The organism is Stenotrophomonas sp. PD6 (assembly GCF_049199305.1).
Classification (GTDB): domain Bacteria; phylum Pseudomonadota; class Gammaproteobacteria; order Xanthomonadales; family Xanthomonadaceae; genus Stenotrophomonas.
Genome location: NZ_JBLZQD010000006.1, coordinates 182131 through 206470 on the forward strand (window position 1 = coordinate 182131; position 24340 = coordinate 206470).

Consider the following 24340-nt stretch of genomic DNA (forward strand, 5'->3'; position numbering starts at 1 on the left):
CCCCCCCGCGGCGGGGGGCGCCCCCCCGCCCGGGCCCCCACCCCCCCCCCCCGCGCCCCGGGGGTTTTTTCCCCCCCCCCGGGGGGGGCCTCCCCCCCCCCCCCCCCTCACCGTAGCGACACCCCATGGGTGTCCCACGGAACCCCGGATCTCACCTCGTAGCGACACCCCATGGGTGTCCCACGGAACCCCGGATCTCAACCCGCAACAGAGTCCGCATGCAGCGCTTCATTGAGCTCATCGACAACGATGGCCCACTCCGCGTCCGACTTGAGCTGCTCGCCCAGGAACTGGCGCTGGCCGTCGTTCCAGAACGGCGCCTCGGTCACCTTGACCTCGGCCGGCAGCTGGTGCTGGAGGATGAACGCTGCAATGGCCTCATTGCTGGCCTCCAGCCCCAACTGCTGGAACAGGGTGGTCATGCGCGTTTCGGTGGTGTCCATCATGGCAATCCTTGTGGGGCGATACGAAGCCCGCATTATCGCCACGCCCGGGTGAGGATGGCATCGCCGGAATGGGGGAGGGCACGCGACCCGGCAATCCGGGTTGGGGTAGTCTGCGTGGCAGGCGTCTTATCCCTGTACCGCGCGCTGCGTGGTGCGGCCATCTCTTCCTGCCATAACGCCATGAATGCCATCGATACCCTTGAAGCCACCCGCAGCCAACGCCTGAAGGCTGCCACCCGCGACAGCCACGGCGCGTTGGACAAGCGCATCATGGCCGGCGAGATCTTCGCCGACCGCGCGCGCTTCGCCCGTTTCCTGCGGGTGCAATACCGCTTCCACCGCGATATCGACGCGTTGTATGCCAACGCCGCGCTGGACGCCCTGCTGCCGGACCTCGCCGAACGCCGGCGGCTGCCGCAGGTCACCCGCGACCTGCGCGACCTGGAACAGACCCTGCCCGCACCGGTGCCCATGCGGCTGCACCCGGACCTGCCACTGGCGGCGGCGCTGGGCTGGTTGTACGTGGCGGAGGGCTCCAACCTCGGCGGCACCATCCTGTACAAGATGGCCGGCCAGCTCGGCCTGGATGCCGATTTCGGCGCACGCCACCTGGCCGCGCACCCCGACGGTGCCGCACGCCATTGGCGGGCCTTCACCGCCGCGCTGGACGGTGTGGTGCTCAGCGAGGCCGAGGAGCAGCAGGTGATCGACGCGGCCGACGCGGCATTCCGCAGCGTGCACGACCACGTGGAGCTGGAGTTCGCGTGAGCACTGACGCCGGCACCGGAACGCGCTGATGCGGTGGCTCTGGTTCTGCCTGGGCTGGCTGATGGTGGCGCTGGGGGTCATCGGCGCGCTGTTGCCGGTGATGCCCACCACCATCTTCCTGATCCTGGCGGTGGGGTGTTTCGCCCGCAGTTCGCCGCGCTTCGAGCGCAAGCTGCTGGAGCACCCGCGTTATGGCCCGGCGCTGCGCGCGTGGCGCGAGCAGGGCGCCGTCAGCCGCAAGGGCAAGGCGTTCGCTGCCGGCGGCATGGCGTTCGGGTTCGCCATGTTCTGCTGGGGCGCACGGCCATCGTGGCCGTTGCTGCTGGGCGTAGGAGTGTTCTTCGCGGCGAGCGCGGCATACGTGTTGTCGCGGCCGACGCCGTTGCCGTAAATCGTGGCTGCTCGCCATTGCCGTAGAGCCACCCCATGGGTGGCTGCTCTCCGTTTGGCACCGCGAAGCCACCCATGGGGTGGCTCTACGTGATCGCGCAACATCGTTGGCCAAGCGCATGCGTGATCGCGCCAAATCGTTGGCCCGGCGCATACGTGATCGCGCCAAATCGTTGGCCGGGCGCAGACGGGGTAGCCCCCGACCGTTGGTCGGGGGACCCAATACCTTCTACAACAACGGCACCAGCAACAGCGCCACGATGTTGATGATCTTGATCAACGGGTTGATCGCCGGGCCTGCGGTGTCCTTGTAGGGATCGCCGACCGTATCGCCGGTCACCGCCGCCTTGTGCGCCTCGCTGCCCTTGCCGCCGAAGTGGCCATCTTCGATGTACTTCTTGGCGTTGTCCCAGGCACCGCCGCCGGTCGTCATCGAGATCGCCACGAACAACCCGGTGACGATGGTGCCGATCAGCAGCCCGCCCAGCGCGCGCGGCCCCAGCAGCAGGCCGACCACCACCGGAACGGCCACCGGCAACAGGGACGGCACGATCATTTCGCGGATCGCCGAGCGGGTCAGCATGTCCACCGCGCGGTCGTACTGCGGCTTGCCGGTGCCTTCCATGATCCCGGGAATCTCGCGGAACTGGCGGCGCACTTCCTCCACCACTGCGCCGGCCGCACGCCCCACCGCCTCCATCGCCATCGCACCGAACAGGTAGGGGATCAGGCCGCCGATCAGCAGGCCGATGATCACCGTGTGGTCGGACAGATCGAACGCGAACACCTCGCCCGGATGCGCCGCCTGCAGGTTGTGGGTGTAATCGGCGAACAGCACCAGCGCGGCCAGTGCCGCCGAGCCGATCGCGTAGCCCTTGGTCACCGCCTTGGTGGTGTTGCCGACGGCATCCAGCGGGTCGGTGATGTTGCGGATTTCAGGCGGCAACTCGGCCATCTCGGCGATGCCACCTGCGTTGTCGGTGATCGGCCCGTAGGCGTCCAGCGCCACGATCATGCCGGCCATCGACAGCATCGCGGTCGCCGCGATGGCGATCCCGTACAGCCCGCCGTGGAAGTGCGCCAGCCAGATCGCCGCGCAGACCGCGATCACTGGCAGTGCGGTCGACTTCATCGACACGCCCAGGCCGGCAATGATGTTGGTGCCATGGCCGGTGGTGGACGCCTGCGCCACGTGCTGCACTGGTTTGTACTGGGTGCCGGTGTAGTACTCGGTGATCCACACGATCAGCCCGGTCAGGACCAGCCCGATCAGCGCGCAGATGTACAGGTTCAAGGCGCCATGCGCGTTGTCCGGCATCAGCTGCAGGGTGATCGGGTAGAACGCGATGGCGGCGAGTACGCCCGACACGATGACGCCCTTGTAGAGCGCCCCCATGATCGAGCCGCCCGGTTTCACCTTGACGAACAGCGCGCCGATGATCGAGGCAATGATCGACACGCCACCCAGCACCAGCGGGTAGAGGATCGCGTTGCGACCGGCCTCGGCGATCATCAGGCTGCCCAGCAGCATGGTGGCGATCACCGTCACCGCATAGGTCTCGAACAGGTCGGCGGCCATGCCGGCGCAGTCGCCGACGTTGTCGCCCACGTTGTCGGCGATCACCGCCGGGTTGCGCGGGTCGTCCTCGGGAATGCCGGCCTCCACCTTGCCCACCAGGTCCGCGCCCACATCGGCGCCCTTGGTGAAGATGCCGCCGCCCAACCGCGCGAAGATCGAGATCAACGAAGAACCGAACGCCAGCCCGACCAACGCGTGCAGCGCTGCAGCAGTGTCCAGCCCCATCCGCAGCAGCAGCGCGTAATAACCGGCCACGCCGAGCAGGCCCAGCCCGACCACCAGCATGCCGGTGATCGCGCCGCCACGGAACGCGACATCCATGGCGGCACTGAGGCCGTTGCGGGCCGCTTCGGCGGTACGCACGTTGGCGCGGACCGACACGTTCATGCCGATGTAGCCGGCCGCACCGGACAGCACCGCACCGATCGCGAAGCCGATCGCGGTGTACCAGCTGAGGAAGACGCCGACGAGCACGAACAGCACGGCGCCGGCGATGCCGATGGTCAGGTATTGGCGGTTGAGGTAGGCGCGCGCGCCTTCCTGGATGGCGGCGGCGATTTCCTGCATGCGGGCATTGCCAGCCGGTTGCCGGAGGATCCAGCGTGCCGACACGATGCCGTAGAGAATCGCGAGAATGGCGCAGAACAGCGCCAGAGAAAGCCCATAACGTTCCAGCATGTCCCCTCCCGGGTGATGGATGGCATCCAGTCGACGGACGAACCTCACCACGCGGGGCACAACGGGCTGCAACGATGGACCAACCCGTTCAGACCGTACCCGGTCATCAAGCGTGTGGCTTTGTTCAGCAATCCCTGGTGACCCGAGTATGCAGTGAAACCTGGCGAAACCACCACACCGGGACGCCAAGGCACCCACGGCAACCCGAATGCCTGACGCACGAGGTAGTGCCAGCCCATGGCTGGCAACACGCAAAGCCCACCGCAGCCTGGCCTTGCCACACCATTCATCCACCCAATGCCAGCCTCCCTGCATCCCCAAGGAGGCCCTCCCCATGTCCCCCCGCCATCTGATCCTGCTTGCGCTGCTGCCCGCCCTCACCGCCACCGCCGCCGAAACCCCCGAGCTGCAGCGCCCGGTCGGCGCGGCCCAGGCCGTGAACGCGGCCCACACCCTCCGCCAGATCCCCGAGGCCTGCGCACGCCTGGAGGGCGTGTTCACCGGCGACGCCGCGCAGCCCTACAAGTTCGCCGTGGTGCGCACCAGCGAGCAATGCCAGCCGCGCGCGCGGTTTGTCGACTACGACAAGGCGCAGCCCAGCGAAGCCAAGGGCTGGAAGCTCAACGACGTGATCCGCGTGCCGAGTGCCGCCTGCCCCGCGCAGCAGGCGGTGGTGCGGGTATGGCGCATGCCGGTGGCGCAGAAGACCGAGCTGGACGGCCAGGGCCAGTCGCGCATCTACTTGGAAGACGCCAAGAAGCAGGCCGCCGCCGGCAAGATCGCGCAGGTGCCGATGTTCGCGGCGAAGCTGACGGTGGAAGGGAGGGCGTGCGGTTGAATGGCATGCGAAAGCACCCCGCCGTAGAGTCACGCCATGCGTGGCTGCGCGGCCCCTCCGTCGCCCTTATGCCTCGAACGCCGGCAATTTCTTCTTCACCGCCACGTTCTTCAGGGTCACGTATTTCGGCAGCCCGTCGCTGCCATACGGCAACGGCGCCTCGCCCCTGATCAGCGGCGACAGGTACGCGCGGGCCTTGTCGGTGATGCCGAAACCATCGCGGCGGATGAAGCCGGCCGGCATCTTCTTCTCGTGGTTGGCCACCTTGTGCAGCGGCGCCGGCTCGATCTTCCAGCGGTACGGCGCGTCGCTGGTGCGCACGATCACCGGCATCACCGCATTCTGGCCCTTCAGGGCGTACTGCACCGCGGCCTTGCCGACGGCCTGGGCCTGTTCCCAGTCGGTCTTCGACGCGATATGGCGTGCCGAGCGCTGCAGGTAGTCGGGCAGGGTCCAGTGCACCTTGTAGCCCAGCGCGTCCTTCACCCGCGCGGCCAGCTGCGAAGCCACGCCGCCGAGCTGGGTATGCCCGAACGAATCCTTGCCGCCGCCGGCATCGGCCACGAAGCGGCCATCGGCGGTCTGGATGCCCTCGGAGGCCACCACCACGCAATGCCCCACGCGTTCCACCACCTGCTTCACCTTGGCCAGGAACGCGGCCTCGTCATAGGCGCGCTCGGGCAGCAGGATGATGTGCGGTGCTTCGTCGGGACCGTTCCCGGCCAGCCCGGCCGCAGCGGCCAGCCAGCCGGCGTGGCGGCCCATGGCCTCGTACACGAACACCTTGGTGGAGGTCTCGGCCATGGCGGCCACGTCCAGCGCCGCCTCGCGCACCGACACCGCCGTGTACTTGGCGGCCGAGCCGAAGCCGGGGCAGGTGTCGGTCACCGCCAGGTCGTTGTCGATGGTCTTGGGCACGCCGATGCAGGTCAGGTCGTAATCGAAGGCCTTGGCCAGCTGCGACACCTTCCACGCCGTGTCGGCCGAGTCGTTGCCGCCGTTGTAGAGGAACCAGCGCACGTCGTGGGCGCGCAGCACCGCGAGCAGGCGCTCGTAACGGGCGCGGTCGGCCTCCAGCGACTTCAGCTTGTAGCGGCACGACCCAAAGGCCCCGCCGGGGGTGTGGGCCAGGGCGGCGATGGCCGCCGCCGCCTCCTTCGAGGTATCGATCAGCTCCTCGCGCAGCGCGCCCAGGATGCCGTTGCGCGCGGCCAAGACCTTGATTCCCTTGGCCCTGGCGGTACTGATCACCGCCGAGGCGGTGGCGTTGATGACGGCGGTGACGCCACCTGACTGGGCGTAGAGCAGGGTACCTTTGGACATGGTGTGGCCTTGGTCTGGGGGAAGGACATTGCAGCGACATTACCGGTATGAGGTAAAGTGCGTGTATTGCGGTGCAGCGTGATTGTGGACAATCCCGGGGCGCGCGCCCTTCCATTTTTTACCAAGTTGGAGTCAGGTTGATGCGATTGGTTCTGTTGGGACCGCCCGGTTCGGGCAAGGGGACACAGGCGACGCGCCTGAAGGAACACCTCAGCATTGCGCACATTTCCACCGGTGACCTGCTGCGAGCCGAAGTGGCCGCCGGCACCGAGCTGGGCAAGCAGGCCAAGGCCGTGATGGATGCCGGCAACCTGGTGTCCGACGACATCCTGCTGGGCATGCTCGAGTCGCGCCTGGGCCAGGACGATGTGGCCAACGGCTTCATCCTCGACGGCTACCCGCGCAACGTGGCCCAGGCCAATGCGCTGGACAGCGTGCTGGCCAAGATCGGCCAGCCGCTGGATGCGGTGGTGCAGCTGGACGTGCCGAGCGAGCTGCTGGTCGAGCGCATCGCCGGCCGCGCCGCCGAACAGGGTCGCGCCGATGACAGCCCCGAATCCGTTCGCCAGCGCCTGAAGGTCTATACCGACCAGACCGCGCCGGTGGTGGATTTCTATGCGGGTCGCGGCACCCTGGCGCGCGTCGATGGCGTGGGCGGGCTGGAAGAAGTGGAAGCGCGCATCCACGCGGCGATCAAGGGCTGAACCCTGCGGGCGCCGCCTGGCGGCGCCTTCAACCTACACGCGCACGCCCGGTCCTGTTGGAGCCGGGCGTGCGGTGTAAGACGCCAGCGATCGGGCTTGCTCAGAGCCCCACAATATGAGCCCCCCTGGGGATGGCCTCTTGGGGAGTAGGACCAATGGGGTACTGCGGCGGGCGCCATCAATTGTGTCCGTCTTCACAGTACATGGCTATCGGGGATTCCCTTACACCCCGACCTCCTTTTCGATCGTTTGTGTGCAGCCACGCATGGCGTGGCTCTACCCGCTCCCCTTCATAGTGGGCTTTGGGCGACAATCGGGGGATGAGCACGATCCACATTCTTGGTATTGCCGGCACCTTCATGGGCGGCGTGGCCGCGTTGGCGCGGGAACTGGGCCATACGGTCCGAGGCAGCGACCAGGCGATCTATCCGCCGATGTCCACCCAGCTCGAACAGCTGGGCATCGCGCTGGACCCCGGCTACCGGGCCGACAGCGTCGGCGCCGACTGCGACGACGTGGTGGTCGGCAATGCGCTGTCGCGCGGCAACCCGGCCGTCGAGGCGGTGCTGGACGCCGGCCAGCGCTACATCTCCGGTGCGCAGTGGTTGTCCGAGCAGGTGTTGCCCGGCCGCGACACGCTGGCCGTGGCCGGCACCCACGGCAAGACCACCACCACCACCATCCTGACCTGGCTGCTGCAGGCCGCCGGCCGTGAGCCCGGCTTCCTCATTGGCGGGGTGGCCGAAGACTTCGGCGTGTCCGCCCGCGTGGGGCAGGGCCGCGAATTCGTGGTCGAGGCCGACGAGTACGACACCGCCTTCTTCGACAAGCGCAGCAAGTTCGTGCACTACCGCCCGCTGGTGGCGATCCTCAACAACCTGGAATACGACCACGCCGACATCTTCCCGGACGTCGCCGCGATCCAGCGCCAGTTCCACCACCTGGTACGTACCGTGCCGGCGCGCGGCCGCCTGATCGTCAACGGCGAAGACGCCTACCTGGCCGAGGTGCTGGCCATGGGCTGCTGGACGCCGGTGGAGCGCTTCGGCTTCGATCCGTCGCTGGAATGGCATGCCGAGCTGGTCAACGCCGACGGCAGCGCCTTCGTCGTGCATCACCGCGGCGTGGCGCTGGGCGAAGTGCGCTGGTCGCTGCTGGGCCGCCACAACGTGCTCAACGGCCTGGCCGCCCTGGCCGCCGCGCACGCGGTGGGCGTGGACCCGGCGGCGGTCATTCCCGCGCTGGCCAGCTTCCGCAGCGTCAAGCGCCGGCTGGAAGTGATCGGCACTGCAGGCGACATCACCGTCTACGACGACTTCGCGCATCACCCCACCGCGATCCGCACCACGCTGGAAGGCCTGCGCGCCAAGGTGGGGCAGCGCCGCATCGTGGTGGCGATGGAACCGCGCAGCAATTCGATGCGGCTCGGCGCGCATGCCGACGCGCTTGCACCGTCGCTGGCGCTGGCCGACGCGGTGGTGTTCCTGCACCGCCCCGAGCTGGCGTGGGATGCGGCCGGCGTGATCGCCGCGGTGCGCGGGCAGGCGCATGCGGTGCCCGACACCGACGCGCTGCTGGCGCAGCTGGGGCAGATCGCCCAGCCGGGCGACCACGTGGTGTTCATGTCCAACGGTGGCTTCGACGGCGCGCCGCGCCGCTTCCTGGCCCAGCTGCAGCAGGCCTGAGGCCATGACCGAGTCCACCGCCTCCCTGCCCTTGTTCCCGCTGCACGCGGTGCTGCTGCCCGGCGCCGCACTGGGGCTGCGGGTGTTCGAGCGCCGCTACCTGGACATGCTGCGCGAGTGCAGCCGCAACGACATCCCGTTCGGGGTGTGCCTGATCCTGGACGGCGAGGAGGTCGGTGCGCCGGCCACCCCGGCGGCGCACGGCGTCGAAGCACGCATCGATGATTTCGACATGGGCGACGACGGCGTGCTGGTGCTGCGTCTGCGCGGCCACCGGCGTTTCCATGTGCGCCAGGTGCGGGTGCGCGACAACGGCCTGATCATGGCCGAGGTCGAGTGGGCCGCGCCGGACCATGACGACGAACTTCGCCCGCAGCATGCGCTGCTGGCGACCGTGCTGGGCCACATCATCGAACAGGCGGGCAGTGCGTTCGCGCCGACCCATCCGGCGCAGCTGGACGAGGCCGCGTGGGTGGGCTGGCGGTTGGCCGAGCTGCTGCCACTCGAGGAATCGCAGCGGTTGCAGCTGCTGCAGCACGACGACCCGCACCAACGCCTGGACGACCTGCTGCGCTGGATGCCGGCGAACTCCACGCCGATCGACGAAAACTGGTAATCAATACGTCCGGACCCGCAACACCGGCATGCCGGTGTCCGGATGCGTCTCCACCTGCTGCGGCAGCCCTTCCAACGCATCGCGCACCGCCTTCAGAGACGGGTCGATGCCGCGCATCGGCCGCCACATGCCGAACAGGTGGAAGTGCTGCTGGTAGTGCAGGGTCTGGGCACTGCCCAGCCACAGCGGCTGTTCGCCCGGCTGCAGCTCCGCAGAGGCCGGCCACAGGCGCAGCGCGAAGATCTCGTTGGGCGCATTGCCCGCACGCAGCAACAGCAGCGACTCGACCTGGGTGTCCAGCGTGGCCGGCAGCACAGGCACTTCGTCCGGCGTGGCGGACTTGTCCAGCATCACCAGCGCCTGTTCCCAGCCGGCCTGCGGCTGCACGCGCCAGCCCTGGCTTTCCAGGCGCTGCTGCAGCGGCGCCAACGGCCCGGCCACCTGCACGTCCAGCGGCCAGCGCTGGTCATCGTCGAATTCATTGCGGCGCGACGGCAGGTCGCGCCACTGGCTGTCCCACCACGCGTTCGCGGCCACCTTGGCCGGCACCGGCTGGGCCGGCTCGAAACGCTGCAGCTTCACTGCGATGTTGCGCGGCGCGTACCACAGCGCCGCCACGGCAAACGTGCCGTAGAACAGCCACGCCACCGGCTTGACCCAGAACGAGCGGTTGAAGCGGCGGCGGTAGGCGATGCCCAGCACCAGCAGCCAGAAGATGCCGAACAACATGCCGCCCACCACGTCGCTCAGCCAGTGCGCGCCCAGATAGATGCGGGCGAAGCCGATCAGGCTGACGATGATGCCCGACAGCAGATACGGCCATACCCGCGTGCGGCCGGGCAGCTCGCGCGCGATGAGCACTGCGAAGAAGCCGAAGGTGATGGTGGCCATGGTCACCGACACCGACGGGAAGCCGAAGCCGCTGCTGGCATCCGGCGGGCGCACCACGTGCACCGTGGCGCCCAGCAGCTTGGTCAGCGCCAGCCCGAAGGCCAGCGCGGCCAGCCAATGCGCCGCTGCCATCCAGCGCCGGCGCCAGATCAGGTAGCCCATGGTCACCGCCGTTGCGGGCATCAGCACCTGCCAGGCGCCCAGCGAGGCCAGCGCGGCCATCGGGTAGTCGGCCAGCGGGTTGCGCAGCGCCAGCATGGCGTCATGCACGGCCAGGTCCAGGGTCAGCGGTTCGCCATGGGCGACCACCGCCATCAGCAGGGCGAACCAGCACCAGCCCAGCAGCAACAGCATGAGTGCCAGCATTGCCAGCGGTACCGATTCGCGGCGTTGCGGGTCAAAGACGGAGACCGAATAGCGGCCGAGGGTGGGGTGCCGCTGCGACCAGCGCAGCAGGCTGGCCAGCCAGGTATCCATGCGCGCGGCGGACCAGCGGTAGCCATACAGCACGATCGCCCAGGCCACGCCCATCACCACGCCGACCAGCGCCAGCACCATCACCAGCCGCCCGGCCACCGCGGCCACCGCGTCGTAGGCCTCGCCCAGCACCCAGCCCGGGGCCAGGAACAGCACCGCCCAGGAAATGCTGGCCAGGCCGCTGGCCTGTACATACCGCATCGCCGGCATGTTCATCATGCCGGCAATGGCGGGCACGAACGGGCGGATCGCGCCGACGTAGCGGGCGACCAGAATGCTCTTGAAGGCATTGCGGCGGAACATGGTTTCGCCACGGTCGAGCAACTGCGGGTAGCGGCTGAAGGGCCATACCCCGCGCAAGCGGTCGCCCCAGCGGCGGCCGATCCAGTAACTGATGCCGTCGCCGGCGAAGGCGCCCAGCGCCGCGCACGCCACCGCATACGGCCCGGAGATCTGGCCCAGGCCGATGAATACGCCCACCGCAAACAATAGGGGCAGGGCAGGCACGATGGCGCCGAGCACGATCACTGCATCGCAGAAGGCGATGAGGAAGATGACGGCACCGGCGAGCACCGGGTGAGCTGAGATCCACGCGAGCGTGGCATCGATCCATGACGAGTCCATGGCTCGATTATAGGGGGAGCAAAGTGACTGACTGCCGGCCAGAAGACGTCAATGTGCGACATCTGTCGGCAATGAGCGTGATCTGCCGCCTAGAATGGCGACCATGAATCGCCCGCTTCCACCCGCCTCCCGTGCCCTGAAGGCTGACAGCTTCGGCCGCATCCTGCTGATGGAACAGGACGGACAGCGTTTCGTTCGCCGCGATCTGGGTGCCACCCCGTGGTGGCTGCGCCTGCCGGCGTGGTGGCTGGCGCGGCGCGAAGCGCGCGCGCTGGCGCATCTGAATGGCATGGCCGACACCCCGACGCTGCTGGCCTGGAACGGGCACTGGCTGGACCGCAGCTTCATGGCCGGCGACGCCATGTACCAGCGCCCGCCGCGCGGCGACCTGGCCTACTTCCGCGCCGCGCGCCGCCTGCTGCAGCGGGTGCATCGCCACGGCATCGCGCACAACGACCTGGCCAAGGAGGCCAACTGGCTGGTGCGCGAGGATGGCTCACCGGCGCTGATCGATTTCCAGCTGGCGGTGATCGGCAACCCGCGCTCGCGCTGGATGCGCCTGCTGGCACGGGAAGACCTGCGCCACCTGCTCAAGCACAAACGCATGTACTGCCGCGAGTCGTTGACGCCGGTCGAGAAGCGCGTGCTCAAGCGTCATTCGTGGGTGCGCGACCTGTGGTTCCGCACCGGCAAGCCGGTGTACCGGTTCGTGACCCGGAGGATCCTGCATTGGGAAGACAATGAGGGGCAGGGGCCGAAGCCATGAACGCCTGATGGGCGCGGCATAATGGCGTCCATCTGATCACCCCGAGAAATCCGCATGGCCAGTCTGCAAGGCAAGACCCTGTTCATTACCGGCGCCTCGCGCGGCATCGGCCTGGCCATCGCACTGCGCGCGGCACGCGATGGCGCCAACGTGGCGATCGCGGCGAAGTCGTCCGTACCCAACCCGAAGCTGCCGGGCACCATCCACAGCGCGGCCGAGGCGGTCACCGCCGCTGGCGGCCAGGGACTGGCGCTGAAGTGCGACATCCGCGAGGAAGACCAGGTGCGCGCCGCCGTGGCCGCCGCCGTGGATACCTTCGGCGGCATCGATATCCTGGTCAACAACGCCAGCGCGATCTGGTTGCGCGGCACGCTGGATACGCCGATGAAGCGCTTCGACCTGATGCAGCAGGTCAATTCGCGCGGCAGCTTCCTGTGCGCGCAGGCCTGCCTGCCGCACCTGCTGCAGGCGCCCAATCCGCATATCCTCACCCTGGCGCCGCCGCCGAGCCTGGACCCGAAGTGGTGGGGCCCGCACACCGGGTACACGCTGGCCAAGATGGGCATGAGCTTTGTCACGCTCGGCCTGGCCGCCGAATTCGGACCGCAGGGCGTGGCCGTCAATGCACTGTGGCCGCGTACGGTCATCGCCACTGACGCCATCAACATGATTCCCGGCGTGGACGTGGGCGGTTGCCGTACGCCGGAGATCCTGGCCGACGCCGCACATGCGGTGTTGACCCGCGAGGCGGCGGGCTTCAGCGGCCAGTTCCTGCTGGATGACGAGGTGCTGGCGCAGGCAGGCATCACCGACCTCAGCGGTTACGCGGTGGATCCGTCGCGACCGTTGTTGCCCGACCTGTTCCTGGATTGATCCGGCACCGCTTACAGGTCTTGGACAAAGGCTTTCGGGCGCTCAGCCTCCATCTGTGCGATCGACGTCCGTACTGCCTCCATGTTGGCGTCCAGCTTGATGACGTTGGCCATCGTTTTCAGGCTGTCCTGCAAGCCCTGTCGGTCGAGCTGCGCGACGTGGTCTGTGTACGCCTGCGAAGCAATTCTGGAGGCTCCGTGGTGGGGCAGTGCGCACGTGACGCATGGATTGCTGACGACGCTCGGGCCGCGGCTGTCATTGATCTGGGCAGGCGTGGCCGGCGCGCGCATGACCGTAGACGAGGGGCTTGCTGGCGAAACATTGGCTGGAATCATGGGATGTTGGTTCTGGCTGGATGGTTGAGATGGAGACGCGTGAGTCTGGGGGGACCCACGAACCGTTGCTTCCACGATTCAATCCTCCGAAGACCTGCTACGCGTCCCTTCAACTCCAATGAAGTTGCCGCTCAGGCGTTCATGGCGCCGGCACGAAGAGCAGGCACGCATGGCGTGTCTCTACGTCAGCGCAGCCACCGCGATGTAGCGACCTGCATCGCCGTGGGCTGGTAGAATCCCATCTCTGGAAACGGTTTCAACACGGAGATGTTGATGAAGCACGTGGTATCTGCGGCCGCCCTGGCCGTTTCGATCGCGCTGGCCCTGTCGGCCTGCGGCGACAAATCCCCGGCCAAGGCCGACCCCGCAGCCGAGGCCGCCACCGAGCAGCTGGATGCCCAGCAGTCGTTGACGGTCAAGCTCAATGACTACATCGACTGCTACAACAGCATGGACGCCAACCTGCATCGCGGCATCGGGCTGTACACGGACTGGATCAAGGACGTGAAGGCCGGCCCGACCGGGCGCGAATCGCGTGGCTACGGCCCGACCGTGGTGGACGACTTCCGTTTGAAGAAGTGCGACGAAAGCATCGCCCGCGCGCTGGCCGCCGAGCCGAAGCTGCCCGCATTGGACGGCGCCGCGAAGGACTATCTCGCGCAGCTGCATGCGATGGCCCCGCTGGCCAAAGAGGCGCATGACTACTACGACCGCGAAGACTTCCAGGATGATGCCTTCGCCAAGGGCAAGCAGATCCACGCGCCGCTGATGGCCGCGCTGACGGCGTTCGTCACCGCGAGCGAGACGTTCAGCGGTGAGCTGGAGAAGCAGAACGACCAGGCCCAACGCGAGCAGCTGGCGGCGCTGGAGAAGGCGGAAGGACGCACGATGGAGTTCTATCGGCTGTCGATGATGCTCGAAGCCAAGACTCTGGTTGAGGTGATGGGCGAAGACGGCTTCGACGTGGCGGCGGGTGCCGAGCGGGTGGCGGCGTTCAACGCGATTTCCGACGAAGCGCATGCCAAGGTCAAGCCGGCGCAGAACGACACCAAGTGGTCCACGTTCGAGATGTCGGCCGAGCAGTTCCGCCGCGAGAGCAAGGAGCGGTTGGCACGCGTGCGCGACAAGACGCCGTACAGCAAGCTGGAAACCCAGTGGATGGAGCATCCCACCCTGGCCCCCAGCGGCTCGCCGCTGAGGCTGTTGAACAGATACAACGACCTGGTTCAACGCAGCAACCTGTTGTAAGCGCCAAACGAAAACGTCCTGCGCACGTAAAAATTCGTAGAGACACGCCGCGCGTGTCCACCGCGCGCAGCGCGGCACAAGCATCCGAAGCGGAAAAACATCGGTCGCGGATTGGCGACCGACGTTGAGACCATCCGAAGCCACCCGTTAGGCGTTCATGAGCCCGGAACGGAGAGCGGACACGCGCGGCGTGTCCCTACGTATTGAACGTCTCCGGCAACGGGCTGCCACACCGCCGGCAATGCTTCGCATCCGGCTCATGCCCCTCCAGCCCGCAGTGCGGGCACCCGCGTGCATCGCGTTTCGCGGCACGCTCGGCGTCACGCATGGTGTTGGCCAGTTCGGCGGTGTAGATGCCCGTGGGCACGGCGATGATGCTGTAACCGATCAGGATCAGCACCGAGGTGACGAACCGCCCCAGCACCGTCTGCGGCACGATGTCGCCGAAGCCCACCGTGGCCATGGTCACCACCGCCCAGTACATGCTGCTGGGAATGCTGGTGAAGCCATGGTTCGGTCCCTCGATCACATACATGAGGGTGCCAGCAATGATCGTGATGGTGATCACCGTGAACAGGAACAGCAGGATCTTGCGCCGGCTGCGCCACAGCGATTCCATCAACACGCCGCTTTCCTCGATGTAGCGGGTCAGCTTGAGGATGCGGAACACGCGCAGGATGCGCAGCGCGCGCACCACCAGCAGGCTCTGCGCGCCGGGGATGAACAGCGACAGGTAAGTGGGCAGGATCGAGGCCACGTCGATGATGCCCCAGATGCTGAACGCGTAGCGCAGGGGGCGTTTGACCACGACCAGGCGCAGCAGGTATTCGGCGGTGAACAGCAGCGTGAAGCCCCATTCGACCACGTACAGCCAGCGGGCGTGTTCGATGTGGAAGCGCTGCACGCTGTCGAACATCACCACCAGCACGCTGGCGATGATGGCGTAGACCAGCAGCAGGTCGAAGTTGCGCGACGGCCGGGTGTCGTGGCGGTAGATGATGTCGAACCAGGTCCGGCGCCAGCCGGTCTGGGTGGCGGGGTTGAGCTGGGGGGCACTGAACGGTCGCATGGCCTGCATTGTGCCCCACCCGGTGGAAGCGCGAGAATGGGGCCTTTCCCGGACCCCTGACCGCCATGACCGCCGCTGCCTCCGACCCGCTTCTGTCCCTGTCGCATTACTACCTGCCGGTGTACAAGCCGCGCCAGGTGGTGCTCGAACGTGGCCAGGGCGCCCGCGTCTGGGACAACCAGGGCCGCGAGTTCATCGACCTGGCCGCCGGCATCGCCGTGTGCGGCCTGGGCCACAACGATCCGGACCTGAAGGCCGCACTGATCGAGCAGGCCGGCAAATTGTGGCACACCAGCAATGTGTTCTACAGCGAGCCGCCGCTGCGCCTGGCCGAGGAGCTGGTGACCGCCTCACGCTTCGCCGAGCGCGTGTTCCTGTGCAATTCCGGCGCCGAAGCCAATGAAGTGGCGATCAAGCTGGTGCGCAAGTGGGCCTCTTCGCAGGGCCGCCCGGCGCACCAGCGGGTGATCGTGACCTTCCGCGGCAGCTTCCACGGCCGCACCCTGGCGGCGGTGACCGCCACCGCCCAGCCCAAGTACCAGGAAGGCTACGAGCCGCTGCCCGGTGGCTTCCGCTACGTGGACTTCAATGACGAGGTGCAGCTGGAAACGGCGATGGCCGCCGGCGACGTGGCGGCGGTGATGCTGGAGCCGATCCAGGGCGAGGGCGGGGTGATGCCGGCCAAGCCGGGCTTCATGCAGCGCATCCGCGAGCTGTGCGACCAGCACGGCGCGCTGATGGTGCTGGACGAAATCCAGGTGGGCATGGGCCGCACCGGCACCCTGTTCGCGCACTGGCAGGACGGGATCAAGCCGGACATCGTCACCCTGGCCAAGGCGCTGGGCGGCGGCTTCCCGATCGGCGCGATGCTGGCGGGCCCGAAGGTGGCCGAGACCATGCAGTTCGGCGCGCACGGCACCACGTTTGGCGGCAACCCGCTGGCGGCGGCGGTGGCGCGTGTGGCGCTGCGCAAGCTCTCTTCGCCGGAGATCGCGCATAACGTGAGCCGTCAGTCGCAGGCGCTGCGCGATGGGTTGGGGAAGATCAACGACGAGTTCAAGGTGTTCAGCCAGGTCCGTGGCCGCGGGCTGATGCTGGGCGCGGTGCTGGACAAGGATTTTGCCGGCCAGGCCGGTGCGATCCTGGATCACGCTGCGGAACACGGGTTGCTGACGCTGCAGGCCGGCCCGGACGTGCTGCGGTTCGTGCCTGCGTTGAATATTACCGATGAAGAGGTTGCGGAAGGGCTGAAGCGTTTGCGCGCGGCCGTTCAGTCGTTCATCGCGTCGCGCTGAGGTCTAGAAAAGCCGACGGGGTAGAGCGGACTGTGTAGAGCGGACTGTGTAGAGCGGACTGTTAGTCCGCTGCATTCCGAACAGCCGACTAACAGTCGGCTCTACCCAGTCGGTGAGACCCGTCGGCGCGACCCAGTCGGCAACACCCCGTCGGTACCAGCAGTCGCAACCCCGGCCGGCACCCCCCACAAGCCCCGCATCACGCCAGCCCGTAGCGGCGCATCACCTTGCCGAAGCTGCGGCTGTCGCTCGCCGTGTCGGCATGCAGGCCGGCTTCCCGTGCGCCGCGTACGTTGACGAACAGATCATCGACAAACAGGGTGCGCGAGGCGCGTACGCCGAGCAGCTCCACCGCGTGCAGGAACACCATCGGGTCGGGCTTCCGTCCACCCAGCGCACCGCTGCACAGAATCCGCCCATTCAACATCGGGGCCAGGCTCGGCAGGATGCGTGGAATGGTCTGCGCCATCAGGGCACCATTGTTGGTGAGGATCGCAATCGGCAGGGCGCGCGCGATGCTCTGCACGCGCTCCACCACGCCGGCCTGCGGCGGTGACGCGGCGATGCGGGCGGCCTGCCACTGCGCCACGCTGATCGGGACGCCGAGCGCGCCACCCAGTTGCTGCAGGTAGGCGGTGCTGCCCAGCCCGCTGTCGAACCGCTGCTCCAGGCCGCTGTCGAACAACGCCGCGTGTACCTGCGCCGGCGTGCGCCCGCAGGCGTCGGCCAGATGGCGCACGCGCAGATGCCGCGCGTAGTTGACCAGCACGCCATCGAAATCCAGCAACAGGCAGTCCAGAGGGGGCGGCATGGAACCATTCGTCTGCGAGGCGAGGGCTGACGTTACCGCACTGCCGGGGTGCGCTGCGACATCCCGTCGCACCACGCGTGCAGTGTCGCTCTCTAGAATCTTCGTCATCGAGTGATGGAGAACCCCGTGAAACTGCTTGTTCCCGTGATGCTTGCCGGTCTGGCACTGGCCCCGGCCGCACAGGCCCGCATGTGTGTGGTGGGCCTGGACAGCACCGACCAGATGAGCTTCAGCCAGAAAGAAATCAAGGTAGCCGCCGACTGCAGCCAGGTGAAGCTGACGCTGCGCCACACCGGCAAGCTGGCGGCCACCGCGATGGGGCACAACTGGGTGCTGACGAAGACGGCGGACTACCAGCCGGTGGCGATGGCCGGCATGCGCATGACCCTGGCCGACAGTTACCTGCCGAAAAAAGACCCGCGCGTGCTGGCGCATACGACGGTGATCGGCGGGGGGCAAAGCACCAGCGTGACGTTCTCTACTGCCGCGCTGCGCAAGGGCGGCGACTACACGTTCTTCTGCTCGTTCCCCGGCCATTTCGCCATGATGAAAGGCAGATTGGTGTTCGGGTGAAACCCGAACACCAATCTGCCGGCCGCTTATCCCTTGACCACCTTGAACGCCTCGCGCGCGGCGGCGATCGTCGCGTCGATCACGCTGTCGTCGTGCGCGCTCGACATGAAGCCGGCCTCGTACGCCGACGGCGCCAGGAACACGCCGCGTTCCAGCATCGCGTGGAAGAAACGGTTGAACGCGGCGGTGTCGCAGGCGGTGGCCTGCGCGTAGGTGTCCACCTTCTGGTCGGTGAAGAACAGGCCGAACATCGCACCGACCTGGTTGGTGGTCACCGCCACGCCGGCCTCGGCCGCGGCCGCTTCCAACCCCGCGCACAGGCGCGCGGCGGCGGCGGACAGGCGCTCATGGAAGCCCGGCGCCTGCACCAGTTCCAGCATGGCCAGGCCGGCAGCCATCGCCACCGGATTGCCGCTGAGCGTGCCCGCCTGGTAGATCGGCCCGGCGGGCGCGATCTGCGACATCAGCTCGCGGCGGCCGCCGTAGGCGCCCACCGGCATGCCGCCGCCGATGATCTTGCCGAAGGTGGTCAGGTCCGGAGTGATGCCGTAGTGGGCCTGCGCACCGCCGAGGGCGACGCGGAAGCCGGTCATCACCTCGTCGAAGATCAGCAGCGTGCCGTATTGCGTGCATAGCGCGCGCAGGTGCTGCAGGTAGCCCTCGCGCGGCGGAATGCAGTTGGCGTTGCCCACCACCGGTTCGATGATCAGGCCGGCGATGTCCGCGCCCTGTTCGGCGAACAGCGCGGTGGCGGCCTCGAAATCGTTGTAGGGCAGGGTGAGGGTGAGCTCGCTCAGCCCCGCCGGCACGCCCGGCGAGGTGGGTACGCCCAGCGTCAGCATGCCGCTGCCGGCCTTGACCAGGAACGAGTCGCCGTGGCCGTGGTAGCAGCCCTCGAACTTGACGATGCGATTGCGGCCGGTGGCGCCGCGGGCCAGCCGGATCGCCGACAGGGTGGCTTCGGTGCCGGAATTGACCATGCGCACCATCTCGCACGACGGGATCAGCCGGGTGAGGGTCTCGGCCATGGTCACTTCGGCGGCGCACGGCGCGCCGAACGACAGCCCCTTGTCGATCGCCTGCTTCACTGCCTGGCGCACCGAGGGGTGGTTGTGGCCAACGATCATCGGGCCCCAGGAACCCACGTAGTCGATGTAGCGGTTGCCGTCGACGTCGTACAGGTAGGCGCCGTCGGCGCGCTCGACGAAGAAGGGCTCGCCGCCGACCGACTTGAACGCGCGCACCGGCGAATTGACGCCGCCGGGCAGCAGGGCCTGGGCGCGGGTGAACAGGGCGTGGGACTGGTCGTGGTTCATGCGGAAGGATCCTGGAAACAAGCGAGATAGGCGCGCTGGGCGGCCACCGGGTCGGCGGCGGCGAAGATGCTGCTGACCACGGCCACCAGATCGGCGCCGGCGGCGATGAGCGGGCCTGCATTGTCCGGCGTCAGGCCGCCGATCGCCACCCGCGGTACACCCAGTGCGGCGCTTTGCCGCAGCAGCGTCGGCTCGGCGCGGCTGCTGGTGATCTTGGTGGTGGTCGGGAAGAAGGCACCGAAGGCCACGTAGCTGGCCCCGGCGGCGACGGCGCGCTCGGCATTGGCCAGCTGGTCGTAGCAGGACGCGCCGATGATGGCGGCCGGGCCGAGCAGGGCGCGCGCGGCGCCGATGTCGCCATCGGTGCCGCCCAGGTGCACGCCGGCCGCGCCGACATCCCTGGCCAGTGCCGCGTCGTCGTTGACGATCAACGGCACGCCATGGCCGGCGCACAGCGCCTGCAGGGCGTGGGCCTGTTCGCGGCGCAGGGCGTCATTGGCGGTTTTGTTGCGGTACTGCAGCCAGGTCGTGCCGGCCAGCAGCGGCGCCACGCGCGCCAGCAGGCGGGCGGTGTCGGCGTCGTCGGGGGTGAGCAGGTACAGGCCGCGCGGGCGCGCGGTGGGGGAAAGAGGGGTGTTCATCGATGGCTACCGGTAGGGCGGCGGGAGTGGGACAATGGCCATTGACCGTACTGTCCAGCCGCTGATTATCCGATGACCGACGCCACTGCCACCACCTTCCGCACCTGGATGTGCGTTGTCTGCGGCTTCATCTACCACGAAGTGGACGGATTGCCCGAAGAGGGCATCGCGCCGGGCACCGCCTGGGAAGACGTGCCCGACACCTGGACCTGCCCGGATTGCGGCGTGAGCAAGGACGATTTCGAGATGGTCGAGATGTGAACGGCCGCCCCGTTCAATGCAATCGCGGCCGACGCCCGCCCATCTCCACCAGCTTCTCGCGCACCCACTGCGCATCGCTGGCCTGCCCGTTGCGCTGTAGGTACAGCGCCAGATCGCGATGCGCACCGGCCTGATAGTCCAGCTGCAGGTAGGCCAGGCCACGGTCGCGCAGGGCGTCGTCCTGTTCGGGGGCAAGCTTGAGCAGGCGGTCGGCGCTGCGGGCCGCGCGGTCCCATTCGCTGCGTTCCACGTACACGCCGTGCAGGTTGCGCAGCATCCGCATCAGGATCGCGCGGGCCGGGGCGGCGTCCAGGATCTGCGCCAACACCTGGTCGTCAGGCACTTCGCCACCCAGATGCGAGCGCGCGCGTTCACGCAGTTCCTCCACGTCCAGCGGGCGCCCGCCATTGAACGGGTCCATCACCAGCATGCCGTCGTCGACCGGCAGCCGCACCAGGAAATGGCCGGGGAAGGAGACCCCGTCCAGGGGAATGCCCAGCCGCCGGGCGACTTCCATCTGCACCATCGCCAGTGAGATCGGGTTGCCCAGCCGGCGCTCGAACACCTGGTTGAGGTAGCTGTTGCGCGGGTCGTAGTACTCGCCGTGGTCGCCGCCATAGCCCAGTTCGTCGAACAGGTGGCGGTTGACGGCGGCAATCTTCAGCGGCCAGTGCTCGATCGTGTCCACCTCCGTGCGGAGGTGGTCGGCATGGCTCTGGACCAGCGCGTCGTATACCTGCGGGTCCAGATCGGGGTATTCGTCCTGCGCGATCAGCAGCGCGGTCGGCAACAGCGGCAGCGCCTCGTCGTCCAGTTCGGCCAGGGAGTCCCACGCCGGCAATGTCATTCGCGCCTGCATGCACACAGACTGGCGACAAATGCGTCGCGATTCAAGCTGCGCCGTGTGAAGCCGGCTCAGGGCCGGTCGGCGATGCCCGGGCCGAAGGTGAGGACCGCGCCGTCCTGCAGGCCCAGCTTCTCGGCCTGCCCGGCATTGAGCTCCAGCACATACCGGGCCGGGCCACTGCTGGGGTAGGGCGGGCAGCGGTCGCCGGCCGAGCACGGCGGCACGTCGCGCTGCTGGCTGACCAGCCGGCGCTGCTCGTCGAAGTACAGGATGTCGAGCGCGATCTTGGTGTTCTTCATCCAGTACGCCTGCAGTTCCTGGCGGTCGTGCAGGAACAGCATGCCGTGGTCTGGGGCCATTTCGTCGCGGAACATCAGCCCGCGCGCGCGGGTCTCGTCGTTGGTGGCCAGTTCCACCTGGTAGCGGGCCCCGCCCAGTTCCACCCAGTGGTTGGAGCCGGCGCTGGCGCAGCCGGACAGGGTGAGCAGCAACAGCAGCGGCAGCAGCAGACGCATGAAGGGCATACGCAATCCTCGCAGTAGGGCCGGCACGGGCGTGCCGGCCAGGGGAATCAGAACACCTTGGGCGGTTCGCCGCCCACGATCACCACGTCGGCCGGGCGGCGCGCGAACAGGCCCACCGCGACCACGCCGGGCAGCTGGTTGAGCTCGCGCTCCAGCGCGACCGGGTTGGTGATCTGCAGGTGGTGGATGTCCAGGATCTGGTTGCCGTTGTCGGTCACCACGCCCTCGCGCCAGGCCGGCTGGCCGCCGGTCATGTCCATGATCTTGCGGGCCACCAGGCTGCGGGCCATCGGAATGACTTCCACCGGCAACGGGAAGCGGCCCAGCACCGGCACCTGCTTGCTCGGGTCGATGATGCAGATGAAGCGCCTGCTGGCCTCGGCGATGATCTTCTCGCGGGTGAGTGCGGCGCCACCGCCCTTGATCAGGCACTTGTTGTCGTCGCATTCGTCGGCCCCGTCCACATACAGCGACAGGTCGCCGGTGTGGTTCAGTTCGAGCACCTCGATACCGTGCTCCTTCAGCCGCGCGGTGCTCTGGTCCGAGCTGGACACGGCGCCCTTGATGCGGTGCTTGATGCGGGCCAGGCCGTCGATGAAGTAGGCAACGGTGGAACCGGTGCCGACGCCGACGATCATGCCGTCTTCAACGTATTCGAGGGCTTTTTCTGCGGCCAGGCGCTTGGCTTCGGACATGGCGGGACACTCTTTGAGGGCAATGGGGAAAGAAGGGGGTCAGTGCTTTTCCAGCGACAGCAGCAGCTTCCACTGCGCCGCGGTCACCGGCAGGATCGACAGCCGGTTGCCGCGCGCGATCAAGGGGAAGCCTTCGCCCAGCGCGTCGGCATGCAGCTTGATCTCGTCCAGCGAAATGGTGCCGCGCAGCTTGCGCTCGAAGGCCACGTCCACCAGCAGCCAGCGTGGCGTTTCACGGGTGGCCTTGGGATCGTAATAGTCTGATTTCGGATCGAACTGGGTCTCGTCCGGGTACGCCTCGGTGGCGACCGTGGCGGTGCCCACGATGCCGGGCACCTTGGTATTGGAGTGGTAGAACAGAATGCCGTCGCCAACCTTCATGCCGTCGCGCATGAAGTTGCGCGCCTGGTAGTTGCGCACGCCGTTCCAGGGTTCCTGGCCCACGCGCTGCAGGTCATCGATGGAAAAGGCGTCCGGTTCGGACTTCATCAGCCAGTAACGCTTGCGTGCGGTCATGCGGGTTCTATCGCGGGGAAAAGGGTGGAGGCTTCGGTACAGATCGCATCCACGCCGACATCCCACGGCTGCACCGGCAGGTCATCGACCTGCTGGGCCGCGAAACCGACGCCGGCCAGCCACGGCGGGGCCGGGCGCTGCTGGCGGAATGCGAAGCTGCGATCATACCAGCCGCCTCCCATGCCCAGCCGCCGGCACTGCGCGTCGAAGCCCACCAGCGGCGCCACCACCAGCGTCATCTGCTCGGGGGCGAGGGTGTCGTCCAGCGCGATGTCAGGTTCGGGAATGCCGAAGCGGTTGGCGGTCAGCGCCTGGCCCGGACGCCACGGCGCGAAGCGCAACGTCTGGCCGGCAAGCACGGGCAGGCAGTAGATGGCGGTGTCGGGCAGGCGCATCTGCCAGCGGTGCAGGGCGATCTCGCCATCCAGCGCCCAGTAGCCGGCCACGTGTCCGTGCGTGGGTGCGAACGGCAGTGCAAGCAGGGCGTCGGCCAGCTGCTCGGCGGCGGCGATGCGCTGCGCGGGGAGGATGTCGCGGCGGCGTTGGCGCAACTGCTGGCGCAGTGCGGAGCGCGGGTCGGTCATGCCGGGTTCCGGTCAGCGGATAAAACAAGAGCGACGTCCCGATGGAACGTCGCTCTTGCAGGAATACTGCATTCTCCGCGGTGACGATGCGTGCGAAACGACCTTGAACCCGGGGTTCAAGTGGGTACGCTGGGCCTCCATTGGGCTTCCCGCTACAAGGCGGACTTGCACTCCCGGCGACGTCGCGCACCCGTGGTCGTAATTAAGGGACAAGGCGAATGTTTGCACACGCCGTCGTTCACAGCAGAGAACGCACGGCCATTATAGCCATCCGCACCGGTTCGGATACCCCGTTCGTCGGTCGGATTGGGTGCCAATTCAGATCAATGAAATGCGCGTGTGGATCACGCGCCATCAATCGCCCGGTCCAGGCGCCTGTTCAGATCTGCCAGGGTCTGCTGCAGGGCCACCGCCTGGCGCGCATGGTCGTCGCGCAGCTGCTGCAGCTCATGGGCCAGGTTCAGTGCGGCCAGCACGGCCACGCGGTCCACGGCGGCCATGCGGTTGCTGCCGCGGATCTCGCGCATCTTGGCGTCGAGCAGGCGGGCCGCGGCGGTCAGGCTTTCGCGCTCTTCCGCGCCCACGCCCACCGTGTACTCACGATCCAGGATGCGGACGCTGACCGGTTCGGTCTGGCTCATGTGTGCTGCTCCAGGGATTTGAGCCGGGTAATCATCGCTTCCACCCGGGAGCGGGCCTGCTCGTTCTTGGCCAACAGCTGCGAGCGTTCGGCGACCAGTTGCTCCTGCTGGTGGCGCAGGCTGCGGTTTTCCTCGGCCAGGCGCTGGTTGCGCTCCAGCAATGCCTCCACCCGGGAGGCGAAGGCCTGCAATTGGGCGATGGCATCGGCGGGTTCCATGTCCGGCACGATAGGCAAGGGACGTAGAGGCGGTCAAGCGAATAATGAAGGAGGACGGATTGATACACTGGGATACTGCCAACCCGTGGTTGCCGGCCACGCCGGCAC

The 24340-nt window shown here is 67.6% G+C and carries 28 protein-coding genes and 1 other RNA gene; 12 read left to right on the forward strand and 17 right to left on the reverse strand.

Annotation, left to right across the window (positions count from 1 at the left end):
- Positions 1–197: 197 nt before the first annotated feature.
- A complete protein-coding gene (locus tag ACOZHM_RS11245; protein WP_421569333.1) occupies positions 198–443 on the reverse strand; it encodes a DUF2789 domain-containing protein in 246 nt (81 codons plus the stop codon).
- Positions 444–626: 183 nt separating this feature from the next.
- Here ACOZHM_RS11245 and ACOZHM_RS11250 point away from each other — a divergent pair, with 183 nt between their 5' ends.
- Both ACOZHM_RS11250 and ACOZHM_RS11255 read left to right on the forward strand, forming a co-directional pair.
- On the forward strand, positions 627–1214 hold the full coding sequence (locus ACOZHM_RS11250) for a biliverdin-producing heme oxygenase (RefSeq protein WP_421569334.1): 588 nt from the start codon (positions 627–629) through the stop codon (positions 1212–1214).
- Between the two features lie 28 nt (positions 1215–1242).
- Complete coding sequence (locus ACOZHM_RS11255; RefSeq protein WP_421569335.1) at positions 1243–1605, forward strand: YbaN family protein; 363 nt, start codon at positions 1243–1245, stop codon at positions 1603–1605.
- A 228-nt stretch (positions 1606–1833) separates the two neighbouring features.
- Here the strand turns inward: ACOZHM_RS11255 and ACOZHM_RS11260 are convergent, their stop codons facing one another.
- Positions 1834–3861: a sodium-translocating pyrophosphatase gene (locus tag ACOZHM_RS11260; RefSeq protein ID WP_421569336.1), complete on the reverse strand. Its 2028-nt coding sequence runs from the start codon at positions 3859–3861 to the stop codon at positions 1834–1836.
- A 334-nt stretch (positions 3862–4195) separates the two neighbouring features.
- On the opposite strand from ACOZHM_RS11260, the gene ACOZHM_RS11265 reads away from it, so the two are divergent.
- Positions 4196–4699 (forward strand): hypothetical protein, encoded by a 504-nt coding sequence (locus tag ACOZHM_RS11265; protein WP_421569337.1) that lies wholly within the window; start codon positions 4196–4198, stop codon positions 4697–4699.
- A gap of 66 nt (positions 4700–4765) precedes the next feature.
- On the opposite strand, the gene ACOZHM_RS11270 is transcribed toward ACOZHM_RS11265, so the two are convergent.
- Positions 4766–6022 carry a 6-phosphofructokinase gene (locus tag ACOZHM_RS11270; RefSeq protein WP_421569338.1) on the reverse strand — a complete coding sequence of 419 codons (1257 nt, stop codon included), beginning with the start codon at positions 6020–6022 and terminating at the stop codon, positions 4766–4768.
- Positions 6023–6162: 140 nt separating this feature from the next.
- Here ACOZHM_RS11270 and ACOZHM_RS11275 point away from each other — a divergent pair, with 140 nt between their 5' ends.
- From ACOZHM_RS11275 to ACOZHM_RS11285, 3 genes are all read left to right on the forward strand, one after another.
- Complete coding sequence (locus ACOZHM_RS11275; RefSeq protein WP_421569339.1) at positions 6163–6726, forward strand: adenylate kinase; 564 nt, start codon at positions 6163–6165, stop codon at positions 6724–6726.
- Between the two features lie 320 nt (positions 6727–7046).
- Positions 7047–8411 carry a UDP-N-acetylmuramate:L-alanyl-gamma-D-glutamyl-meso-diaminopimelate ligase gene (gene mpl / locus ACOZHM_RS11280; RefSeq protein ID WP_421569340.1) on the forward strand — a complete coding sequence of 455 codons (1365 nt, stop codon included), beginning with the start codon at positions 7047–7049 and terminating at the stop codon, positions 8409–8411.
- 4 nt (positions 8412–8415) lie between these two features.
- Positions 8416–9027 carry an LON peptidase substrate-binding domain-containing protein gene (locus ACOZHM_RS11285; RefSeq protein ID WP_421569341.1) on the forward strand — a complete coding sequence of 204 codons (612 nt, stop codon included), beginning with the start codon at positions 8416–8418 and terminating at the stop codon, positions 9025–9027.
- On the opposite strand, the gene ACOZHM_RS11290 is transcribed toward ACOZHM_RS11285, so the two are convergent.
- Entirely contained in the window at positions 9028–11019 is a 1992-nt protein-coding gene (locus ACOZHM_RS11290; RefSeq protein ID WP_421569342.1) for a VTT domain-containing protein, read from the reverse strand.
- 103 nt (positions 11020–11122) lie between these two features.
- On the opposite strand from ACOZHM_RS11290, the gene ACOZHM_RS11295 reads away from it, so the two are divergent.
- Positions 11123–11785 (forward strand): serine/threonine protein kinase, encoded by a 663-nt coding sequence (locus ACOZHM_RS11295; RefSeq protein ID WP_421569343.1) that lies wholly within the window; start codon positions 11123–11125, stop codon positions 11783–11785.
- A gap of 54 nt (positions 11786–11839) precedes the next feature.
- Entirely contained in the window at positions 11840–12658 is an 819-nt protein-coding gene (locus ACOZHM_RS11300; protein WP_421569344.1) for an SDR family oxidoreductase, read from the forward strand.
- A gap of 11 nt (positions 12659–12669) precedes the next feature.
- On the opposite strand, the gene ACOZHM_RS11305 is transcribed toward ACOZHM_RS11300, so the two are convergent.
- Positions 12670–12993, reverse strand: a complete 324-nt coding sequence (locus ACOZHM_RS11305) for a hypothetical protein (RefSeq protein ID WP_421569345.1) — start codon at positions 12991–12993, stop codon at positions 12670–12672.
- Positions 12994–13266: 273 nt separating this feature from the next.
- Here ACOZHM_RS11305 and ACOZHM_RS11310 point away from each other — a divergent pair, with 273 nt between their 5' ends.
- Positions 13267–14241 (forward strand): YiiG family protein, encoded by a 975-nt coding sequence (locus ACOZHM_RS11310; protein ID WP_421569346.1) that lies wholly within the window; start codon positions 13267–13269, stop codon positions 14239–14241.
- 196 nt (positions 14242–14437) lie between these two features.
- Here the strand turns inward: ACOZHM_RS11310 and ACOZHM_RS11315 are convergent, their stop codons facing one another.
- On the reverse strand, positions 14438–15310 hold the full coding sequence (locus ACOZHM_RS11315; protein ID WP_421569347.1) for an ion transporter: 873 nt from the start codon (positions 15308–15310) through the stop codon (positions 14438–14440).
- 65 nt (positions 15311–15375) lie between these two features.
- Here ACOZHM_RS11315 and ACOZHM_RS11320 point away from each other — a divergent pair, with 65 nt between their 5' ends.
- Complete coding sequence (locus ACOZHM_RS11320) at positions 15376–16605, forward strand: acetylornithine transaminase (RefSeq protein WP_421569348.1); 1230 nt, start codon at positions 15376–15378, stop codon at positions 16603–16605.
- Positions 16606–16804: 199 nt separating this feature from the next.
- On the opposite strand, the gene ACOZHM_RS11325 is transcribed toward ACOZHM_RS11320, so the two are convergent.
- On the reverse strand, positions 16805–17416 hold the full coding sequence (locus ACOZHM_RS11325) for an HAD-IA family hydrolase (RefSeq protein ID WP_421569349.1): 612 nt from the start codon (positions 17414–17416) through the stop codon (positions 16805–16807).
- 114 nt (positions 17417–17530) lie between these two features.
- On the opposite strand from ACOZHM_RS11325, the gene azu reads away from it, so the two are divergent.
- Complete coding sequence (azu, locus tag ACOZHM_RS11330) at positions 17531–17989, forward strand: azurin (protein WP_421569350.1); 459 nt, start codon at positions 17531–17533, stop codon at positions 17987–17989.
- Between the two features lie 26 nt (positions 17990–18015).
- On the opposite strand, the gene hemL is transcribed toward azu, so the two are convergent.
- Together hemL and thiE are read right to left on the reverse strand one after the other, a co-directional pair.
- The gene (gene hemL, locus ACOZHM_RS11335) at positions 18016–19305 is read right to left on the reverse strand and encodes a glutamate-1-semialdehyde 2,1-aminomutase (RefSeq protein ID WP_421569351.1); all 1290 of its coding nucleotides are present in this window, start codon (positions 19303–19305) and stop codon (positions 18016–18018) included.
- A complete protein-coding gene (gene thiE, locus ACOZHM_RS11340) occupies positions 19302–19946 on the reverse strand; it encodes a thiamine phosphate synthase (RefSeq protein WP_421569352.1) in 645 nt (214 codons plus the stop codon). Before thiE ends, hemL begins: the two co-directional genes overlap by 4 nt.
- Positions 19947–20018: 72 nt before the next feature.
- On the opposite strand from thiE, the gene ACOZHM_RS11345 reads away from it, so the two are divergent.
- Complete coding sequence (locus tag ACOZHM_RS11345) at positions 20019–20207, forward strand: rubredoxin (RefSeq protein WP_421569353.1); 189 nt, start codon at positions 20019–20021, stop codon at positions 20205–20207.
- A 13-nt stretch (positions 20208–20220) separates the two neighbouring features.
- Here ACOZHM_RS11345 and ACOZHM_RS11350 read toward each other — a convergent pair whose 3' ends face one another.
- The 8 genes from ACOZHM_RS11350 to ACOZHM_RS11385 all read right to left on the reverse strand — a co-directional run bounded on the left by ACOZHM_RS11350 (position 20221) and on the right by ACOZHM_RS11385 (position 24232).
- The gene (locus tag ACOZHM_RS11350; protein ID WP_421569354.1) at positions 20221–21066 is read right to left on the reverse strand and encodes a SirB1 family protein; all 846 of its coding nucleotides are present in this window, start codon (positions 21064–21066) and stop codon (positions 20221–20223) included.
- Between the two features lie 56 nt (positions 21067–21122).
- On the reverse strand, positions 21123–21578 hold the full coding sequence (locus tag ACOZHM_RS11355) for a DUF192 domain-containing protein (protein ID WP_421569355.1): 456 nt from the start codon (positions 21576–21578) through the stop codon (positions 21123–21125).
- 47 nt (positions 21579–21625) lie between these two features.
- On the reverse strand, positions 21626–22273 hold the full coding sequence (rpiA, locus tag ACOZHM_RS11360; protein WP_421569356.1) for a ribose-5-phosphate isomerase RpiA: 648 nt from the start codon (positions 22271–22273) through the stop codon (positions 21626–21628).
- A 39-nt stretch (positions 22274–22312) separates the two neighbouring features.
- Positions 22313–22789: an EVE domain-containing protein gene (locus tag ACOZHM_RS11365; RefSeq protein ID WP_421569357.1), complete on the reverse strand. Its 477-nt coding sequence runs from the start codon at positions 22787–22789 to the stop codon at positions 22313–22315.
- Positions 22786–23373 (reverse strand): 5-formyltetrahydrofolate cyclo-ligase, encoded by a 588-nt coding sequence (locus ACOZHM_RS11370; RefSeq protein ID WP_421569358.1) that lies wholly within the window; start codon positions 23371–23373, stop codon positions 22786–22788. Before ACOZHM_RS11370 ends, ACOZHM_RS11365 begins: the two co-directional genes overlap by 4 nt.
- Before the next feature lie 68 nt (positions 23374–23441).
- Positions 23442–23626, reverse strand: a non-coding RNA gene (ssrS, locus tag ACOZHM_RS11375) — 6S RNA.
- Between the two features lie 91 nt (positions 23627–23717).
- On the reverse strand, positions 23718–24014 hold the full coding sequence (locus tag ACOZHM_RS11380; protein ID WP_017355838.1) for a cell division protein ZapA: 297 nt from the start codon (positions 24012–24014) through the stop codon (positions 23718–23720).
- Positions 24011–24232, reverse strand: a complete 222-nt coding sequence (locus ACOZHM_RS11385) for a TIGR02449 family protein (RefSeq protein ID WP_421569359.1) — start codon at positions 24230–24232, stop codon at positions 24011–24013. Before ACOZHM_RS11385 ends, ACOZHM_RS11380 begins: the two co-directional genes overlap by 4 nt.
- Positions 24233–24340: the final 108 nt, after the last annotated feature.

What these genes read in the sequence shown, in the direction of transcription:
- ACOZHM_RS11245 (WP_421569333.1), bottom strand. Translation starts at nt 443, where the DNA reads ATGGACACCACCGAAACGCGCATGACCACCCTGTTCCAGCAGTTGGGG.
- ACOZHM_RS11290 (WP_421569342.1), bottom strand. Translation starts at nt 11,019, where the DNA reads ATGGACTCGTCATGGATCGATGCCACGCTCGCGTGGATCTCAGCTCAC.
- ACOZHM_RS11325 (WP_421569349.1), bottom strand. Translation starts at nt 17,416, where the DNA reads ATGCCGCCCCCTCTGGACTGCCTGTTGCTGGATTTCGATGGCGTGCTG.
- ACOZHM_RS11275 (WP_421569339.1), top strand. Translation starts at nt 6,163, where the DNA reads ATGCGATTGGTTCTGTTGGGACCGCCCGGTTCGGGCAAGGGGACACAG.
- ACOZHM_RS11385 (WP_421569359.1), bottom strand. Translation starts at nt 24,232, where the DNA reads ATGGAACCCGCCGATGCCATCGCCCAATTGCAGGCCTTCGCCTCCCGG.
- ACOZHM_RS11260 (WP_421569336.1), bottom strand. Translation starts at nt 3,861, where the DNA reads ATGCTGGAACGTTATGGGCTTTCTCTGGCGCTGTTCTGCGCCATTCTC.
- ACOZHM_RS11295 (WP_421569343.1), top strand. Translation starts at nt 11,123, where the DNA reads ATGAATCGCCCGCTTCCACCCGCCTCCCGTGCCCTGAAGGCTGACAGC.
- ACOZHM_RS11300 (WP_421569344.1), top strand. Translation starts at nt 11,840, where the DNA reads ATGGCCAGTCTGCAAGGCAAGACCCTGTTCATTACCGGCGCCTCGCGC.
- ACOZHM_RS11255 (WP_421569335.1), top strand. Translation starts at nt 1,243, where the DNA reads ATGCGGTGGCTCTGGTTCTGCCTGGGCTGGCTGATGGTGGCGCTGGGG.
- azu (WP_421569350.1), top strand. Translation starts at nt 17,531, where the DNA reads ATGGAGAACCCCGTGAAACTGCTTGTTCCCGTGATGCTTGCCGGTCTG.
- ACOZHM_RS11380 (WP_017355838.1), bottom strand. Translation starts at nt 24,014, where the DNA reads ATGAGCCAGACCGAACCGGTCAGCGTCCGCATCCTGGATCGTGAGTAC.
- ACOZHM_RS11250 (WP_421569334.1), top strand. Translation starts at nt 627, where the DNA reads ATGAATGCCATCGATACCCTTGAAGCCACCCGCAGCCAACGCCTGAAG.
- rpiA (WP_421569356.1), bottom strand. Translation starts at nt 22,273, where the DNA reads ATGTCCGAAGCCAAGCGCCTGGCCGCAGAAAAAGCCCTCGAATACGTT.
- ACOZHM_RS11285 (WP_421569341.1), top strand. Translation starts at nt 8,416, where the DNA reads ATGACCGAGTCCACCGCCTCCCTGCCCTTGTTCCCGCTGCACGCGGTG.
- mpl (WP_421569340.1), top strand. Translation starts at nt 7,047, where the DNA reads ATGAGCACGATCCACATTCTTGGTATTGCCGGCACCTTCATGGGCGGC.
- ACOZHM_RS11310 (WP_421569346.1), top strand. Translation starts at nt 13,267, where the DNA reads ATGAAGCACGTGGTATCTGCGGCCGCCCTGGCCGTTTCGATCGCGCTG.
- ACOZHM_RS11345 (WP_421569353.1), top strand. Translation starts at nt 20,019, where the DNA reads ATGACCGACGCCACTGCCACCACCTTCCGCACCTGGATGTGCGTTGTC.
- ACOZHM_RS11320 (WP_421569348.1), top strand. Translation starts at nt 15,376, where the DNA reads ATGACCGCCGCTGCCTCCGACCCGCTTCTGTCCCTGTCGCATTACTAC.
- ACOZHM_RS11370 (WP_421569358.1), bottom strand. Translation starts at nt 23,373, where the DNA reads ATGACCGACCCGCGCTCCGCACTGCGCCAGCAGTTGCGCCAACGCCGC.
- ACOZHM_RS11270 (WP_421569338.1), bottom strand. Translation starts at nt 6,022, where the DNA reads ATGTCCAAAGGTACCCTGCTCTACGCCCAGTCAGGTGGCGTCACCGCC.
- ACOZHM_RS11265 (WP_421569337.1), top strand. Translation starts at nt 4,196, where the DNA reads ATGTCCCCCCGCCATCTGATCCTGCTTGCGCTGCTGCCCGCCCTCACC.
- ACOZHM_RS11315 (WP_421569347.1), bottom strand. Translation starts at nt 15,310, where the DNA reads ATGCGACCGTTCAGTGCCCCCCAGCTCAACCCCGCCACCCAGACCGGC.
- hemL (WP_421569351.1), bottom strand. Translation starts at nt 19,305, where the DNA reads ATGAACCACGACCAGTCCCACGCCCTGTTCACCCGCGCCCAGGCCCTG.
- thiE (WP_421569352.1), bottom strand. Translation starts at nt 19,946, where the DNA reads ATGAACACCCCTCTTTCCCCCACCGCGCGCCCGCGCGGCCTGTACCTG.
- ACOZHM_RS11355 (WP_421569355.1), bottom strand. Translation starts at nt 21,578, where the DNA reads ATGCCCTTCATGCGTCTGCTGCTGCCGCTGCTGTTGCTGCTCACCCTG.
- ACOZHM_RS11305 (WP_421569345.1), bottom strand. Translation starts at nt 12,993, where the DNA reads ATGATTCCAGCCAATGTTTCGCCAGCAAGCCCCTCGTCTACGGTCATG.
- ACOZHM_RS11350 (WP_421569354.1), bottom strand. Translation starts at nt 21,066, where the DNA reads ATGCAGGCGCGAATGACATTGCCGGCGTGGGACTCCCTGGCCGAACTG.
- ACOZHM_RS11365 (WP_421569357.1), bottom strand. Translation starts at nt 22,789, where the DNA reads ATGACCGCACGCAAGCGTTACTGGCTGATGAAGTCCGAACCGGACGCC.